This window comes from Roseivirga ehrenbergii, assembly GCF_001593005.1.
Lineage (GTDB): Bacteria > Bacteroidota > Bacteroidia > Cytophagales > Cyclobacteriaceae > Roseivirga > Roseivirga ehrenbergii.
In genome coordinates this window covers 132961-150141 of sequence record NZ_LQZQ01000002.1, presented here as the reverse complement: position 1 = coordinate 150141, position 17181 = coordinate 132961, and the positions used below count along the sequence as shown (strand labels likewise).

At 40.3% G+C, this 17181-nt stretch carries 16 protein-coding genes and 1 pseudogene; 9 read left to right on the top strand and 8 right to left on the bottom strand.

The window, feature by feature from the left end:
* Positions 1 to 3 precede the first annotated feature (3 nt).
* From polX to purT, 4 genes are all read left to right on the top strand, one after another.
* Positions 4 to 1716: a DNA polymerase/3'-5' exonuclease PolX gene (gene polX / locus MB14_RS02645; RefSeq protein ID WP_062588427.1), complete on the top strand. Its 1713-nt coding sequence runs from the start codon at positions 4 to 6 to the stop codon at positions 1714 to 1716.
* Positions 1709 to 2725: a glycosyltransferase family 9 protein gene (locus tag MB14_RS02640; RefSeq protein ID WP_062588425.1), complete on the top strand. Its 1017-nt coding sequence runs from the start codon at positions 1709 to 1711 to the stop codon at positions 2723 to 2725. Before polX ends, MB14_RS02640 begins: the two co-directional genes overlap by 8 nt.
* A complete protein-coding gene (locus tag MB14_RS02635; RefSeq protein WP_062588423.1) occupies positions 2722 to 2991 on the top strand; it encodes a hypothetical protein in 270 nt (89 codons plus the stop codon). The genes MB14_RS02640 and MB14_RS02635 overlap by 4 nt, the downstream gene beginning before the upstream one ends.
* A gap of 77 nt (positions 2992 to 3068) precedes the next feature.
* Positions 3069 to 4229: a formate-dependent phosphoribosylglycinamide formyltransferase gene (gene purT, locus MB14_RS02630; RefSeq protein ID WP_062588421.1), complete on the top strand. Its 1161-nt coding sequence runs from the start codon at positions 3069 to 3071 to the stop codon at positions 4227 to 4229.
* Positions 4230 to 4444: 215 nt separating this feature from the next.
* Here purT and MB14_RS02625 read toward each other — a convergent pair whose 3' ends face one another.
* Both MB14_RS02625 and MB14_RS02620 read right to left on the bottom strand, forming a co-directional pair.
* Positions 4445 to 6625: a prolyl oligopeptidase family serine peptidase gene (locus MB14_RS02625; protein WP_062588419.1), complete on the bottom strand. Its 2181-nt coding sequence runs from the start codon at positions 6623 to 6625 to the stop codon at positions 4445 to 4447.
* A 40-nt stretch (positions 6626 to 6665) separates the two neighbouring features.
* Entirely contained in the window at positions 6666 to 8018 is a 1353-nt protein-coding gene (locus tag MB14_RS02620) for a PhoH family protein (RefSeq protein ID WP_062588416.1), read from the bottom strand.
* Between the two features lie 193 nt (positions 8019 to 8211).
* On the opposite strand from MB14_RS02620, the gene MB14_RS02615 reads away from it, so the two are divergent.
* Positions 8212 to 9579 (top strand): Gfo/Idh/MocA family protein, encoded by a 1368-nt coding sequence (locus MB14_RS02615; RefSeq protein ID WP_062588414.1) that lies wholly within the window; start codon positions 8212 to 8214, stop codon positions 9577 to 9579.
* Between the two features lie 41 nt (positions 9580 to 9620).
* Positions 9621 to 10136 (top strand): hypothetical protein, encoded by a 516-nt coding sequence (locus tag MB14_RS02610; RefSeq protein ID WP_062588412.1) that lies wholly within the window; start codon positions 9621 to 9623, stop codon positions 10134 to 10136.
* 415 nt (positions 10137 to 10551) lie between these two features.
* On the opposite strand, the pseudogene MB14_RS02605 reads toward MB14_RS02610, so the two are convergent.
* Positions 10552 to 11438: pseudogene (locus MB14_RS02605) on the bottom strand (DUF72 domain-containing protein).
* A 214-nt stretch (positions 11439 to 11652) separates the two neighbouring features.
* On the opposite strand from MB14_RS02605, the gene MB14_RS02600 reads away from it, so the two are divergent.
* The 3 genes from MB14_RS02600 to MB14_RS02590 all read left to right on the top strand — a co-directional run bounded on the left by MB14_RS02600 (position 11653) and on the right by MB14_RS02590 (position 13956).
* The gene (locus MB14_RS02600; protein WP_062588410.1) at positions 11653 to 12399 is read left to right on the top strand and encodes a lysophospholipid acyltransferase family protein; all 747 of its coding nucleotides are present in this window, start codon (positions 11653 to 11655) and stop codon (positions 12397 to 12399) included.
* Positions 12400 to 12449: 50 nt separating this feature from the next.
* Entirely contained in the window at positions 12450 to 13595 is a 1146-nt protein-coding gene (locus MB14_RS02595; RefSeq protein ID WP_062588408.1) for a hypothetical protein, read from the top strand.
* 136 nt (positions 13596 to 13731) lie between these two features.
* Positions 13732 to 13956 carry a VF530 family protein gene (locus tag MB14_RS02590; RefSeq protein ID WP_062301190.1) on the top strand — a complete coding sequence of 75 codons (225 nt, stop codon included), beginning with the start codon at positions 13732 to 13734 and terminating at the stop codon, positions 13954 to 13956.
* A 29-nt stretch (positions 13957 to 13985) separates the two neighbouring features.
* Here the strand turns inward: MB14_RS02590 and MB14_RS02585 are convergent, their stop codons facing one another.
* The 5 genes from MB14_RS02585 to MB14_RS02565 form a co-directional block, all read right to left on the bottom strand.
* The gene (locus tag MB14_RS02585; RefSeq protein WP_062588406.1) at positions 13986 to 14195 is read right to left on the bottom strand and encodes an LPXTG cell wall anchor domain-containing protein; all 210 of its coding nucleotides are present in this window, start codon (positions 14193 to 14195) and stop codon (positions 13986 to 13988) included.
* Positions 14196 to 14356: 161 nt separating this feature from the next.
* A complete protein-coding gene (locus MB14_RS02580; RefSeq protein WP_062589012.1) occupies positions 14357 to 14677 on the bottom strand; it encodes a heavy metal-binding domain-containing protein in 321 nt (106 codons plus the stop codon).
* 50 nt (positions 14678 to 14727) lie between these two features.
* Complete coding sequence (locus MB14_RS02575) at positions 14728 to 15225, bottom strand: cupin domain-containing protein (protein ID WP_062588404.1); 498 nt, start codon at positions 15223 to 15225, stop codon at positions 14728 to 14730.
* On the bottom strand, positions 15222 to 16238 hold the full coding sequence (locus MB14_RS02570) for a phosphotransferase enzyme family protein (protein WP_062588402.1): 1017 nt from the start codon (positions 16236 to 16238) through the stop codon (positions 15222 to 15224). The genes MB14_RS02575 and MB14_RS02570 overlap by 4 nt, the downstream gene beginning before the upstream one ends.
* A complete protein-coding gene (locus MB14_RS02565; RefSeq protein ID WP_062588400.1) occupies positions 16238 to 17128 on the bottom strand; it encodes a nucleotidyltransferase family protein in 891 nt (296 codons plus the stop codon). Before MB14_RS02565 ends, MB14_RS02570 begins: the two co-directional genes overlap by 1 nt.
* Between the last annotated feature and the right edge of the window lie 53 nt (positions 17129 to 17181).

Below are 17181 nucleotides of genomic sequence, written 5' to 3'. Positions count from 1 at the left end.
GCTTTGGACAACAAGACGATCCTTAAACAATTAAAGCTTCAGGCTGCCCTTATGGAGCTGCACGATGAAAACAGTTTCAAGATCAGAGGCTACCAGAATGCGGTGTTCAATCTGGATAAAACCGACATTGAGTTGGGCAATTTATCCTTGGCCGAACTCGAAAAAATTGACGGTGTAGGAAAAAGTATTGCCGCCAATATTAATGAAATCAACCAAAGAGGCGTTTCTACTGCTTTAGAAGAGTACCTCAAAAACACCCCAGAAGGCATTGTCGAGTTGCTCGATATGAAGGGCATTGGCCCTAAAAAAATAAAAGTGCTTTGGAAGGAATTGGGCATTGAAAGTGGTCATGAACTGAAAGAAGCCGCCAATTCTGGTTTGGTAGCCAAGCTGAAAGGCTTTGGCGAAAAAACGCAACAGACCATTATAAATGCCTTAGAATTTAAAGAGGCTAATGCCAATAAACTCCATTATGCCGAAGCCGAAAAGCTGGCAGAAATTGTAATGGCAGAAATTCTCGAAATAGCTCCAGATATTAAAATTGAAGTTACTGGCGCACTGCGAAGAAAAATGGAAGTCATCGAAGTTATTGACCTGATTGTGGGCACAGATGATATCGAAATCATTGAAGATGCTCTGGATGATGCGGAAAACTTTGAACAAGTGATTGAAGAATCGGGGCCTATTACCTGGCGAGGAAATTATAAAGAACTCAGAATTCCGATTCAACTTTCTTTCTGCGAAAAGGAAGACTTTGTAAAAGAGCAGTTTTTAAGAACGGGCAGCAATCTGCACCTCAGCTTAGAAGTAAAAGACAAACTGACTTTAAAGGACATTGTAAGACAGCAAAACTTTGCTTCGGAAAAAGAAATTTATGCCGCGGCTGGTTTGGCCGAAATTGTTCCTGAAATGCGCGAGGGTACTTTCGAAATTGAGGCGGCTAAAAACGGAAAACTGCCTGAGTTGGTAGAAATGAAAGACCTAAAAGGTATTCTGCATAATCACTCCACTTACAGCGATGGAAAGCATAGCCTTGAACAAATGGCGCAACATTGCAAAGATTTGGGCTATGAATACCTAGGTATTTGCGATCACAGTAAATCGGCTTTTTATGCCAATGGGCTTAAGGAAGACCGTGTGATTCAACAACACGAAGAAATTGACAGACTGAACGAAAAACTAGCGCCCTTTAAAATTTTCAAAGGCATTGAGTCTGACATTCTTTATGATGGCCAGCTCGATTATACCGATGACGTTTTAGCGACCTTCGATTTCATTGTGGCTTCCGTGCATTCAATTTTGAACATGAACATTGAAAAGGCCACACAACGACTTTTAACAGCCATTGAAAATCCTTATACTACCATTTTAGGTCACCCAACAGGGCGCTTATTGCTCAGAAGAGAAGGCTACCCGATTGACCATAAACTGGTAATCGACCATTGTGCAAAACACAATGTGGTGATTGAAATCAATGCCAATCCTTGGCGACTGGATTTGGACTGGCGCTGGGTACATTATGCTTTAGAACAAGGTGTAAAACTGGCGATTAACCCCGATGCACACGAAATGGATGGCTACCAACATATGTACTATGGTTTGCTGGCTGGCCGCAAGGGTGGGCTTACAGCCGACATGACATTTAATGCTTTAAGCGCTGAAGAAATCGGGAAGTACTTTGCGGAGCGCAAACAAAAAATCGCAGTGAATGGCTAAGCAAAAAATCCTTGTACTTCGGTTTTCATCCATTGGCGATATTGTGCTCACTACCCCCATTGTGCGAGCGCTAAAAACTCAATTGGATGATGCTGAAATTCACTTCTGTACAAAAGCGGGTTTCGCGTCAATTTTAGAAGCCAACCCTTACATTGATAAAGTGCATTTGCTAGAAAAGGACTTAAACCCTTTGATTGCTGAATTGAAGAAAGAGAACTTCGACCACATTGTAGACCTCCATAATAACCTTCGCACTCGCATTATAAAAACCCGTTTGGGCAAACCGAGTAACGCATTCGATAAGCTGAATTGGGAAAAGTGGCTGATTGTTAATTTCAAAGTGAACAAACTACCGAACGTACACATTGTAGATCGTTATTTTGAAACGGTAAAGCCTTTGGGGGTGAAGAAAGACATGCTTGGGCTTGATTATTTTATTCCTGAAAAAGATGAAATAGAAAAAGACTGGCTTCCTGAAACGCACCGCAACGGATACATTGCTTTTGCCATAGGTGGCCAGCTCCACACCAAAAAACTACCCATCGATCGGATGATTGAGCTTTGCGATAAAATCAACAAACCGATTGTGGTTTTGGGCGGAAAAGAAGACGTAGAAAATGGCGAAAGGCTCGAAGACTTCTTCAACAGAAAACACGACAAGGAAGATATGATTTCGCCTTTAGAGGAAATGGGTAAGAAGGCCATTATTTATAATGCTTGCGGAAAATTCAACCTAAATCAATCGGCTTCTATATTAAAAGGTGCCAGTCATGTGTTCACCCACGATACAGGCTTAATGCACATTGCTGCGGCCTTTAACAAAAACATATTTTCCATTTGGGGAAATACCATTCCTGAGTTTGGAATGTATCCTTACCAAACAAAATTCACCATTTTAGAAAACAAGAAACTGGATTGCCGACCTTGTTCTAAAATCGGTTTCGATAAATGCCCGAAGGGACATTTCAAGTGCATGAACGACATTATTTTTGACTTTTGGATTCCATGAAACACCACCATATTCAACGTACTTCACTGGCCTTTTTTCTTGCCTCCATTGTTTTGGAAGTTGGAATGAGAACTGATAAAATCACTTCGGAAGATCATTCTGTAACCATGGGTATTTCATTAGGGCTTATCCTTTTTGCCATTGGCATGAATGTAAGTATTGTGAAGAAAATGGGCATTCCGAAGCGTGAGAAAAATATCAGCCAAACCCTTGGTCTTATTTATGCCATTTATGCTCTCATCATTTATGTAATTGTACCTATGTAGGCTTAGTCAACAGATTAGAAATAAGGATTATTTTCGGAGTATAAATTTTATCTTTGTCTACCAATCAAGCTAAAATTATGCGCAAGAAAATCCTTCTTTTAGGCTCCGGAGAGCTGGGTAAAGAGTTTGTTATCGCCTGCCAAAGGTTAGGCCAACATGTTATTGCTGTCGATAGTTACGATCAAGCCCCGGCCATGCAAGTGGCACATCAGTGCGAGGTAATTAATATGCTAGATGGGGAGGAACTTGACTGCATTGTTGCAAAGCATAAGCCCGATTTGATTGTACCAGAAATTGAAGCCATTCGTACTGAAAGGTTATACGATTATGAGAAACAAGGTATGCAGGTGGTACCTAGTGCTAAGGCAGCCAACTTCACCATGAATCGCAAATCCATTCGTGATTTAGCCGCTACAGAACTAAGGGTACGCACCCCAAAATTTTTATACGCTTCCAGCCTAGACGAACTGATTATCTCTGTCAATAAAATAGGTTTCCCTTGCGTGGTAAAACCATTGATGTCCTCTTCTGGAAAAGGGCAATCGGTGATCAAAGACATTACGGATATAGAAATGGCCTGGTCGGCTGCAAGTAAAGCACGTGGCGAGGCTACCCGCAAAGTGATTGTGGAGGAATTTATCAAGTTTGAATCCGAAATAACGATACTGACCGTAACACAGAAAAATGGTGAAACACTTTTTTGTGCACCCATTGGCCACCGCCAAGAGAGGGGCGATTATATGGAAAGTTGGCAACCAGCCGCCATATCTTCTGGGCAGCTTCAGCGCGCGCAAAAGATTGCTCAAAAAGTGACTACTGCTTTAGGCGGTGCAGGAATTTGGGGTGTAGAATTTTTCCTTACGAAAGACGATGTTTATTTCTCTGAACTTTCGCCAAGGCCACACGATACCGGCATGGTAACCTTAGCGGGAACTCAAAACTTTAATCAGTTTGAATTACACGCTAGGGCTGTTTTGGGCTTGCCTATTCCTGAAATAAAATTAGAGCGCAACGGAGCCAGTGCGGTAATTTTAACCGAATCCGCTGGTACCGAACCTGTATATTCTGGCTTGGTAGAAGCTGCAAATTTTCCAGATTCCGACTTTAGAATTTTCGGGAAGCCCGTTACCCGTCCGTTCCGCAGAATGGGAGTAGCCTTGGCTTATGGAAAGGAAGAATCTACAGACGAATTAAGGGTGCGAGCTACTGAAGTTGCTAAGGCGATAAGGGTTAAATAGACTTTTTAAAATCACGCTCCAGTTTATCTCTTCTAACGGCTTCTCCATTATGACCTTCCGTGGTTTAATTTTTATTCCTTTTTTCACCGCCAGCAAATCTGACAATCCATTGGCTTAAGCCTTTCCAATCAAGTTATATAACTGTATGGAAGGAAATCAAGTCTTTTGTAAAATAAGTTAGGAAGTAGGATTGCTGTGAGGTATTAATTCCCAGATTACCTGGGCAGGTAAAACTCTATGCCAAGCTGATCAAACAAAAAGTAGTATTTGTATATCAAGTAGTCAGAAAAATCAGCATTTGTTTGGCCTTGATCATGCCCAGTCCCAGGGATGACATAAAGGTGGTATAATGATTCATTCGATGCTTTTTCCTGTAGAGTAGCAAGAAATTTATAGGTGTGAAAAGGTGGCACACGTGTATCGCTATCTCCAGTAATGAGCAGTAAGTTTGGATATTTAATACCCGATTTCACATTATGAAGCGGGGAATAAGAGAGAAGATTATCGAAATCTGTTTTATTGTTAACTGATCCAAATTCATCAAGATTGGTGAAAGTATATCCAGCCGAGTAATTTTCCAATCTTAACATATCATAAGGCCCTGCTTCAGCAATAACCGTTTTGAAAAGTTCTGGTCTCTGAATCATTACTGAAGTCATAATTAGCCCACCATGTGATGAGCCATTTAAAGCCAGTTTTTCACAAGAGGTGTATTTATTTTCTATCAAGTACTCTGCCGCACTGATAAAATCATCTATCGTATTTTGCTTTTTAAGTCGTCTACCTTCCAATGCCCAATCCCGTCCTTTCTCTCCACTACCACGCACAGCAGGAACCGCTAAAATTCCACCGTGTAAAATCATGAGTGTATGTGCTTCATCGAAATTCGGTCTTAATGTGATTCCATATCCGCCATAACCATAGATAAGGGTCGGGTTTTTTCCATTCATTTTTAGTCCTTTCTTCATTGTGAGATACATTGGAATTTCGGTGCCATCCTTTGAGGTGTAGGTCACATACTTTGTTTCTAATTCTTCAGGATCATAAGGCATCTCTAACCTAGAGGCAGGTTCTAACTTAAAGTTATCCAAAGAGAGGTGGAATTTTAACTCAGGATGATAAAATGAAGATATAGTGAAAGTTAAATAACCTTCTCTTTTTTTATCGAGAGCCACGTTTGAAAGGTATTTTCCTGCTGGAGCCTCAATACTTTTTAACAGAGTGCCCTGAGTATCGAAAACCAAGGCTTTATTTGTTCCTTTATCAGCGTAAATCGCCACGACCTTGTCTTTATCAATTTTCAGAACATCCACTAAGGGTATGTCAAACTGAGGAATAACTTCTGCAAGCTGATTTTCCTGATGGATATTTGTCTTTACGACTCGACCATTGGGTGCCCCCGAGGTTGTACTCAACAAAAGTGTATCTCCGAAAATGGCCTCCAGATTGAAGCTTGCATCTTGAGAAGAAGGATAAACTAAGAAATTTTTTGGAATGAATGATTGCTTGTCAATTAAACTGACTGTTGAGAGCACAGAATAAAACCGGTTTCTTGATTCCGTATTGTAGGAAAAGAAAAGTTTTTCAGGACCTAATTTTTGAAATCTAAAATGTGTTTTACCAGTTGTATCTTGATTTGTATAAACAAGTCGATCACTTTCTTGTGGTTCATCAACATTATGAAAGAAAAGTTTTTGACCACGTGCTATTTTGGTAATTTCTGACTCTTCAGAAGTGTTATATCTGTCATAATAGACATTTCTACCATGCCAGACCAACCAACTAGTATTCCGTAAAAAAGTGAGTTTCTCTGGCAGTAACTCTTCTTTTATTAAATCACAGAAATAGACTTCCCTCCAATCGCTACCATTAAAAGAGACAAATAGAGCAGCTAGGTTCTCATCATCGTTAATGATCACATTCTCGACTACCACGTTATCGTCCTTGTTACGTCTTAAGTCACGCATTCTAAACAAAACTCGATATCGTTTATCCGCAGTTCTCTTAAAGAGTAATTCAGGCGTGCGGTCATTTCGTACGGTTTTATAATCGAACTGATACTTTTCACTCTCAAAGTATAACTCTGGTTCGTAGTCGCTATCTACTATTTCAATAGTCTTAGAGTACAAGGAATACAATTGAGCATTTAGATTTTGAGTGTTGACATGTTGCCTTTTTTTCTTTTCGAGAATGTCCTTTTGATCTTCCAGCCAACCTTTAAGTCTTGGGTCTTCAAGGTTTTCCATCCATTGGTAGGGATCATGAATGGAATCACCATGATAGATATCATAAATATTCGCTTTTTCGACAGTTGGGTAATTGATCTTCTTTTGCCCAAACAGAGCTAATGAGAAAAGAATAAATAATAGATGGAAAATAATGACTCGGGCATTCATAAAAAGAAAAACGATAATTTGAAAGACTATATTAGAGCTCCTACAACATCTCATTTGCCAAATTCGCTAACTCAGACCTCTCGCCTTTTTCAAGGGTAATGTGCGCATAGAGCGGATGATCTTTTACTCTATCGATCAAGTAAGAAAGTCCATTCGATTGTGAGTCTAAGTAAGGCGTATCAATTTGGTAGATATCGCCCGTAAACACGATTTTGGTGTTTTCGCCTGCTCGGGTAATTATCGTTTTGATTTCGTGTGGCGTTAGGTTTTGGGCTTCGTCTACAATAAAGAAAATGTTCGATAAACTACGTCCACGGATGTAAGCCAGAGGCGTAATCATCAACTTTTCTTTGGCCACCATATCAGTAATGGTTTTAAATTCCTTGTCCGATTCTTTGTATTGGTTCTGAATAAATTTGAGGTTGTCCCAAAGCGGTTCCATATAAGGGTTTAGCTTCGATTTAATATCACCCGGCAAATAACCAATGTCTTTATTACTCAAAGGCACAATAGGTCGGGCCAAATAAATCTGCTTGTATTCTCTGCGTTGTTCCAAAGCACCCGCCAAAGTCAGCAAGGTTTTTCCTGTTCCTGCTACGCCCTGAATGGTCACCAGTTTAACATCGGGATTCATAATGGCATGAATTGCAAAAGTCTGTTCGGCATTGCGCGGTTTAATGCCTGACACTGGGCGTTTGTCTACCTTCTGAATACAGTCTTCATTGACATTGTAATGCGCCAATACCGAGTTCTTATCGCTCTTTAAAATAAAGTATTGATTCGGATGTGCTTTCTTCCTTTTGAGCACTTCTTTAGGTTCAATCGTTCCATCTTCATAAAGGTGATTCACTAAATCAGAATCTACCTTTTCGATTTCAATCATCCCTTTTCTCAGCGATTGAACATTCTTAATCTTTCCAGTTTCGTAGTCTTCAGCTGCCAAGCCCATCGACTTTGCTTTCAACCGAAGGTTAATATCCTTACTGACCAGAATTACTTTTCTGCCTTTGTTTTCATCGCGCATGCGCAGGGCGGCATTGAGAATTCGGTGGTCGTTTTTCGTTTCTCCAAAAACCTCATTGGCATCCAGTTCTCCTTTTCCCGTGCCTGCTTCCATAATCACCTTCAGGCTACCGCGGGTTTTCCCGTTAAGGGGAATCCAGTCTTGCAAAGATTTATCCTGCGCCAGCTTATCGAGTAAGCGGGTAAACTCACGGGCCTCAAAATTCTTGGTGTCATTTCCTTTTTTGAACTGGTCCAATTCTTCCAACACGGTAATGGGAATCCCAATATCGTGTTCCTCGAAATTCATGATGGAGATGTGTTCAAAAAGTATTACGGAAGTATCAAGTACGAAAATTTTCTTCTCACTCAGCGTCTTAGCTTTTGCCATATCAGGTTGGTCAATAATTAAGTAGAAAGGTTGATATAAGTTAGTAAAATAATGGCTCAAACAAGACCAAGGAGCTTTATTAATATAGCCTTAACACACGATTTGAATTAATCTATTGAGAGTGAAGGAGTTAAATTTATTGACTACATCATTCGAAAAAATACCTTAATTTGAAAATCAAATTTTGACAATTATGACACCTCCACTTTCCAGAAGAAACTTTATTAGAAATACGGCAACTGTTGGAGCAGCATTGCCTTTTGTATCGCCTACCATGCTTTTTTCAGATCAAAAGAAGTCTGTTATCAGAATGGGCTTTATTGGTACAGGTGAAAGAGGTCGAAGCCAATTGAATGTAGCCTTATTAAGAGACGATGTTGAAGTAGTAGCCATTTGTGATGTAGACACTGCGGTTTTGCAAAAGGCCGAAGACATGATTACAAAAAGCGGAGGTAAAAAGCCTGTACGCTTTGACGGTGATGGTGAAGCGTACCACAAGATGCTCGAAATGGATAACCTAGACGCGGTGTATATTGCCACCCCATGGGTTTGGCACGTACCAATGGCTGTTGCGGCCATGAAGGCTGGAAAGGCGGTTGCCCTCGAGGTTTCTGGCGCTACCGATATTGAAGAATGCTGGGATTTAGTGAACGCACAAGAAGAAACTGGTGTGCCTTTGATGTTTATGGAAAACGTGTGTTACAGAAGAGATGTAATGGCGGTTTTAAACATGGTGCGCGATGACCTTTTTGGTGAAATGATTCACCTAGAAGGAGGCTATCAACATGACCTAAGGGGCGTAAAACTCAACGATGGTAAATCGGCTTATGGACAAGGGGTTGAGTTTGGTGAAAATGGATATAGCGAATCGAAATGGAGAACAACGCATTCGGTACATAGAAACGCAGAACTTTACCCAACACACGGTTTAGGCCCAGTAGCTACGGCCATTAACCTGAACAGAGGTAACCGAATGGCCTACCTTACTTCCATGAGTTCGAAAAGCAGAGGTTTACACGACTATATTGTGAATCACCCGAAAGGAGGAAAAGACCACCCGAACGCCAAAGTAGATTTCAAATTAGGCGATGTGGTCACCACCATGATTAGAACCGTAAACGGTGAAACCATTAACCTTACCCATGATACTAACCTTCCAAGGCCGTATTCTTTAGGCTTCCGCTTTCAGGGTACCAAAGGACTTTGGATGGACATTAATAAATCACTTTATGTAGAAGGGCAAGGCCGACCACATCAGTGGCAGTCTGACAAAGAGATGATGGAAAAATACGATCATCCGCTTTGGAAAAAATATGGCGAAAAAGCTTCGGGTGCTGGTCATGGCGGTATGGACTTCTTCGTATTCCATGCTTTTGTAGAAGCCCTGAAAAGAGGTGCGCCAATGCCAATTGATGTCTATGATGGTGCTGCTTGGATGGCAGTTACTGCGCTTTCAGAACAATCTATTCTTCAAGGTGGAGAGCCAGTTCAATTCCCTGACTTTACACGAGGCAGATGGATCAATCGAAAGCCTATTTTTGCATTAGACGATAGTTATTAATATCAAAGGCTGTTCTTTAAGATTGGCCTTAATTTTTATCCATGGGCATCCAGCTAGACATGAAGGACGGTTTTATTGAATTAACAATTCGCCCAGAGCGGAAGGAGACGCTGATTGCAATTCTACTTGTTGTTCCTATAGTCGGTATTTTGGTGATGTGTGGTAAACTCATAGAACAGGCTCTAACAGACACCTTACATCCGTTCTTTATTGTTGCTTTTCTATTGTTCCTGTGGTTAGCATATAAAAATTTGTTTGGCTTTTATTGGGCAACTCTAGGTTATGAAACAGTAGAGATTCATGAGAAGTACATTAAGTTAAGTAAGCATGTGGGTAAGTTAAAGGAGAGTAAAGAATATATCATGGCTAATATCACTGAATTAAAAGTTTACGATTATCGGAATGACCCTGGCGCTTCTGGAACGGCCATGTTTGGATTTTCAAATGTCAATGTTCAATTCAAATATGGAAAACGAACGGAAATAATTGGGAAGCAGATAACGCAAGAAGAGGCCGAACGAATAATTTTGGTGCTTAGAAATTACATTCCAAATTAGTCTCGCTTTTATATCAACTCTCAGTCGCTTGGCTTTGCCGAGTGACTTTTAGCTTGTTGGCTTGAAGCCAAACTTCTAGTCATCACTCGGTACAACCGAGCGATTGCACTTCGATTTAAGCTTAATGAAACGCAGTGTTCTTATCGGTGAAAAAACAGCCCACTATAACAGTCACCTCGAAGAGGTCTTTTCACGTTTCACCAAATAAAATCTTACTTGTATTGCTGAAAATTTCAAAGCTTCTCTCTCAGTCGCTTGGCTTTGCCGAGTGACTTTTAGCTTGATGGCTTGAAGCCAAACTTCTAGTCATCACTCGGTGCAACCGAGCGATTGCGCTTCGATTTAAGTTTAGTAAAACGCAGTGTTCTTAGCGGTAAAAAGAATCATTTCTTAAAAAACCTGTTCTTCCACTCAATCAAAACATATTGGTTTGCCCAGTTTGTTGTTCGGGCACATGTAGATTATAACCCAGTTCGTTATTCAGTCGCTTAATAAAGTAGGCCGAAAGCAAAGGCGAGGCCTTCTCAAGGTTTTGGTGAACGAAGAAATAAATATCTTCCAACCCCCCTATTTCAATCCAGCTTTTAATTCGGTCGAACCAATCATCTAAGCGTGTATAGTCACTTTCATGATTTGCACCTACATAGCGAATAAAAGCTTTGGACGTTGTCAAGTGCATGTGAAGCAAATCTCTCCGACCAGCCGTATCGGTAATAATATTCGTCACATTGTTTTCTTCGAGCAGTGCGTAAAATCGGTCAGCAACTTCAGCATCATTCAACCAGTGTGCCTTACTTCCACCGCCAACGGAATTCCTTTGGGGAAATTTGTAATGAAATGCGCTAGCCTATCCCAGTTTTTTGGTCCAAAATTATCGTGCAATTGAAGAAAAGTTAGCTCCATTTTCTCCTCCAAACCCGACAAGGCATTAATAAAATCTTCAGTATAGCGATCCGCATCATTCAACCGCTTTCTATGGCTGATCATCTGATTAATTTTTGGAAAGAACTTGAAGTCGGCAGGTGTTTTTCCATACCAGTTTTCAAATTGTTTTTTACTATAATTATAGAAAGTGGCGTTTAACTCAATACTATTGAATTGAGTAGCATAGTAAGTCAGTTCATCCTTTGTGCCTTTTGGGTAAAAGCCCTTTAAGTCGGTTTTATTCCATTTGGCACAACCCACATAAATACTGGGTTTATCCTTAGCGTTTGACTTCCCTAAAACCGTGGCCGTATTGGGGTGGTCTTTCGGTAAAGTAAAATCAATTTTCTCTGGGTGTTCAACGCTTCCGAATTTCATATTTTAAGATTTGCCTCAAGTTAAACTAATCCACAAAAAAAGCCCAAACCGGTAAGGGTGTGGGCTGCAAGTAAAGAGTGAAGTCATCCTTTTCTTTAAATTGAGTCATGATTTGGATGAATAATCATGGTCAATTGTCATTAATTTCCGCTCAAATCTAATGACGCATTCCACATAAAAAAACTATTTTAGCTAATTCTTCAGAAAAGTTTTTATGCTGAAAAAAGGGATTCAAATACTGTATACAGCTTGGTGCGCCATTTGGTTTGTAGCCATTATGATTGCGCTGTCTCCTTTTACAGTAATTCCAAGATTGATAAGTCATAAACTGGATAAACTCAGTTACTTTTTTGCCCGTGTTTGGGTCTTCCTTTTTTCGATGGTTTCTTTCATACATTTTAAAACCCATAATAGAAAACTCATTCAACGCGGTCAGCCGTATATTTTCACGATTAATCACACTTCGTTTTTAGATGCTCCCGCTATTCCAAGGGCCATTCCTGTTCCGTTAAAAGGTTTGGGCAAAAAGGAACTGGCTAAAATTCCGCTGTTTGGGTTTATTGCCAGCAGCTTTGCCGTATGGGTAGACCGTACCAGCGAAGAAAGTAGAAAGAAAAGTATTCAGAAGCTGGTGAAAAACTTAAACCGAGGCCTTTCGATTATGGTAGCCCCAGAGGGTACACGAAACAATACCGATAAACCGCTACTTCCTTTTTATAACGGCCCTTTCCGATTGGCCATTGAAACGGGTACTCCTATTATGCCATTGATTATTCACGATGCGAAAAGACTGATGCCTAAAGGTCAATTGGGCTTAAAGCCGGGTGTAATTGACAATTATTTTCTTCCACCCATTTCTACCCAAAATATGACCCAAGAGGACCTTCCAGCCCTAAAAAATCAAGTTTACGAAATGATGAAATCTAAGATCATTGAATTAGATGAGAAGAATAAACACTAATTTGGCATTCATTTTGGAATAGTGGCTTACTCAACCAAACAATAAAGCTTATGAAAACTTTTTTACACTCACTTTTAGCCCTTATGGTGCTGACTATCGTAAGCTGTGCTACAGGAAAAAACGCACTCGAAAAAGGCAATTATGAAACGGCTTTAGACCGTGCCATCAATCGTTTACAATCGAACCCAGACAATAAGAAATCGCAGGATGTATTGATTGAGGGTTACCGTTTGGCGAGCAATTATCATATGGATTACATCCGCATGTTGGCCGTTAGTAACGACCCAAATAAATGGGAAGCTACTTACTATCAGTACAAGCAGTTGAACAGTTACTATCGTCAAATTCAGCGATGCCCAGCCTGTTTGTCACTGGTAATGCCAAAATCATATATTAGCGAAGAAAGCGATGCTGCCAGAAAAGCTGCTGAATACCAGATAGAATTGGGAAATAATGCTTTAGCTACCAATACAATTGAAGGTGGAAGAAGGGCTTTTAAACATTTCAATTTTGCGCTCAATTTTGATAGAAACGTACCAAATATCGACAGCCTGTTGACTGACGCTAGAAATATGGGAACGGTTAGGGTTTTAATCGAGCCAATTCCCATTCACTCTCGCAGCTTGGAGTTGACGAATGAGTATTTTGAAAACCGAGTAATCGAATACTTAGATAGATTTAGCCAAGGCCGATTTGTTCAGTTTTTCACTGTTGATGAAGCAGAGCAGATTGATTTGCAACCCGACCAAATCGTGTCGATGCAATTTGATGATTTCGTTTTAGGTCAAACTTTGATTGAATCGAAAACCAAAGAAGTAAAGCGCGACAGCGTAGTGGTTGGGCAGTTTACTGACGACAAAGGTGTGAAGCACGATGTGTATAATACTGTGAAAGCCGAGTTAACGATTAATCGCAAAACGCTTTCGTCTCAGGGGGTAATGAATTTCGAAATAAGAGATGCTTATACGAACCGAATTTTGACCAATCGTAAGTTGCCAAGCAAAGATGTTTGGGTACACGAATGGGCTTCGTTTAACGGAGACTCTAGGGCGCTTACCCGCGATGAAATAGAAATGAGTAAGTTGAAGGAGTTGCCTCCGCCACCTCCTCAAACTCTTTTCATCGGTTTTGTAGACCGTATCTACGATCAAATAATTGGAAGTATCAGTAATTTTTACCGAGATTCTGAAATATAAATAAAGGCCTACCTTAAAGCTATTGGTCATTCTGAACTTGTTTCAGCGCCTGCTTATTGTCTGTCTATTTTGACAGACCCTGAGTCAAGCTCAGGGTGACCAGTAGTAATTGAGGTAACCTTCTAAATAAAAACCTATGACCACCCCAAAAGAATCTCAACCCAACAACCCTCTGCACGGAGTAAAACTGGCCGATATACTCGAAGTACTGGTAAAGAAGTATGGCTGGGAAGAATTGGGCGATAGAATCAATATTCGTTGTTTTACGCATAACCCATCCATTAAATCTAGCCTTACTTTTTTGCGCAAAACGCCTTGGGCTAGAGAAAAAGTAGAACAATTATACCTGCGTTCTATTTAATCAACTGTTCTCCAAGCGTCATTATATAACTAATCCTTCTTCTTTTTTAAAAAGGCGTAAAAGGCAAAAGCTAACACCATTACTCCAATCAATATACCCCAAATTAAATCTGGGTTTTTAGAAAGAAAGTCTGTCTCATTTGGGTCATTGGCCTTGTAAATGGATTTTTGATGAACTACAGGAGTGTATTCCATTGCATCGAAATGGCTTGAAGGATTTTCTATAAATGTATAAAGCATAATTAGTTTCTGTTAGTACAAGCGCTTGCTTTTAGAGCTACGCTAATCATGCTTAACTAACATTTCAAGTGGGTAAAAGTTTATATACGAGTGTTAAAAGTAAAGCCCCGATCTGCTATAAATCGAGGCTTTATGGGATAAAAAACACCAATCGGTGAGTATTATTGATAGGTTACTGCTGTTCCGCTTGCTGTAACCATTAGCATACTAGAACTCTGACCTATCGTTTCATAATCCAAATCAATGCCCACTACTGCATTTGCGCCCATGGCTTGAGCCGCGTATTGTAATTCTTGCATTGCATTATTTTTTGCTTCGCGAAGCACTTTTTCATAGGAGCCAGAGCGGCCTCCGACTAAATCGGTAATACTGGCGAAAATGTCTTTGAACAGGTTGGCGCCAATAATGGCTTCGCCTGTAATTACGCCATGGTACTTTGTAATTGTGTGACCTTCAATGGTTGGGGTTGTTGTTAAAAGCATATTGTTGTTTTTGGTTTTAAGTTTTTGCCACAAATTCATGCAGCGAACAACTATGCTTTCGTGAAACGCTCAATCAGTGTTTTATGATCTGGATAAACGGAAGCTAAAGTCGAGCGATCGGCCAATTCAAAGTCTTCAAATTCGAAACCCGGTGAGACTGTGCAACCTACTAAAATGAAATCTCCTTGAACGATTTCCGAGGCAAACCAATGGTGTTTTGGAATTACAACTTGGAAGCTTTCACCCTTTTCTAAGTCTTTTCCAATGGTTTTAGAAATCAGTTTTCCTTCGGGGGAAAGTATATGAATACGGGCCGCACCTCCATCATGAAAATGCCAAATTTCGTCTGAGTTTAGCCTATGGAAATTTGAAACGCTATTGGGTGTAAGCAAAAAGTAAATTGAAGTACCGAATGTTCGTGCCGATGGATAGTAATTTGGCAATGCGCTTTTTTCAATACTTTCTTCCGATCGATAGTTTTCAGCGTAATAACCTCCTTCTGGATGAGCCAGTAGGTTTAGTTTTTCAATGTAGTATTCCGCTTTCATAGCTCAATTTGTTTGTTCAGTAGTTCCAATAACCTGAATTGATTTCTGGCCCTGATATAGTTTTCTTCCGCGAAGCTTATTTTGTAATAGGAATCACCATTCAAGTAATCGGCTAAAAAACGAATAGCCTGCATATAGATCATGTATAAACCGCCAAATTCTAGATTTTGAATTTCTAGAGATGAAAGAGACTCAGTGCAAGAAGAAAGATAACCTGATTTTAGTGCCTCTAAATAACCTTCTCTGATTTCGATTTTACTTTCATCCAGTTCAGCTTCTTTGGTTGGGCTAAGTAAAGTGCGCATCATATCGCCAAAATCGGAGAGCACATAACCAGGGCCAGAGGTGTCTAAATCAATCACATGCCGAAATTCATCACTGCCTTCGGTCAAAAGAATATTATCAATTTTTGTATCGTTATGACACACCCTTAACGCTAAACCGCCCTTTACAAGTTGATTAAAGTGGTCGGCAATCCAGCGGAAAGTGTTTGCCTGTTCAATGAGGTGTTGGCTTGACTCTCTTCGGTTTGCCCTATTCTGTTCAATGGCTTCGTCCAATTGTTCCAAACGCCATTTTAAGTTATGGAAATTCGGGATGGCTTCATTGAAAACGGTAGGGTCTAAAACAGACGTGACTTTGGTAAACATGCCAAAGCCTTTTCCAACTTCTTTAACCAAAGTGAGATTATTAGCAGTTGTCGGTCCATAGGCATTCAATACGAACTCTTGTAATTTCCAACAGCCATTTTGATCTACATAAAAGCATTTCCCCTTTTCGGTAGTAATGTGCTTTGCAAATACTTCTGATTGCACGCCTTGCAGCAGGTTGAGATTGTTTTCCAAAGTTTCTGTATTCTGAAAAACTTTGGTGTTTACCTTCTGAAGCAAATAGTCTCCACAGCCTGTTTCAACTTTGAAGGTATCATTGATATGGCCAGAACCGAAAGGGGCAACCTTCTCGATCGCCCCTTTTAATTGGAATGCCTTTAATGCTGCTAAGGCAATGTTCATTATTTTATTTCTTCAGGGTATTTCCCGTCCGCAATCATTTTACTAATTCCGCTTACAACAAATGGTTTATCCTCCTGATAGGTTACTCCTAACCATGAAGCAGAAGTAGGTACTACCTTAACTGTAGCTTTGCCTTCGTTCATGAGGTTGTCCATTTCGGCAGGAATAAAACACTCCGACTTAGGGTTGGTGTGGTTTTCCTTCACAAAATCGATAAATTTTTCTTCGAAATGAGGGAGCGCAGAAGCTGGGAAACCCAAGAAATTCATCGACACGTAAGTGTCTGGCGCGAGTGAATGCTTCACTCCATTTTCTTCATAAGTAATGTCGTCACCGTCTTTACTGATGGCCAGCGTTTCTTTGATGCCCGTTAAGGTCATGTCTTCTTTCACATGGCAAACGCCACGGTTTACTGTTCCGTGATCGGAAAGCGTGTTGACCAAACTGTAACCCATGATCAAGTACTCATTTTCCTTTAAGTTTTTCATGGTAGTCACCACTTCACCAAAAGATTCCTGACCATAATAATCATCGGCATTAATTACTACAAAAGGTTCATTGATGAGATGTTTGGCAGCCAAAATAGCATGTGTTGTTCCCCATGGCTTTTTTCTATCGGCTTCGTATGGCGCAGTATGTTCTGTGTATTCATTCTGAAAAGCATACTCCATTTTAATCTTTCCGTTGAATCGATTTTTGTAGTGCTCATCAAAAGCGTCCTTCAAATCGGTACGGATAATAAATACCACTTTAGTGAATCCAGCATTGATGGCGTCATGAATTGAATAATCCATAATGATTTCGCCATGTGGGCCAATTCCGTCCAATTGTTTATTTCCACCATATCGGCTTCCCATGCCCGCGGCCAATACTACCAAAGTCAAATCCATAATGTCCTCTATTTTAATTATAATTGTTGGCTCGAAGTTGTCGAAAAAGACAA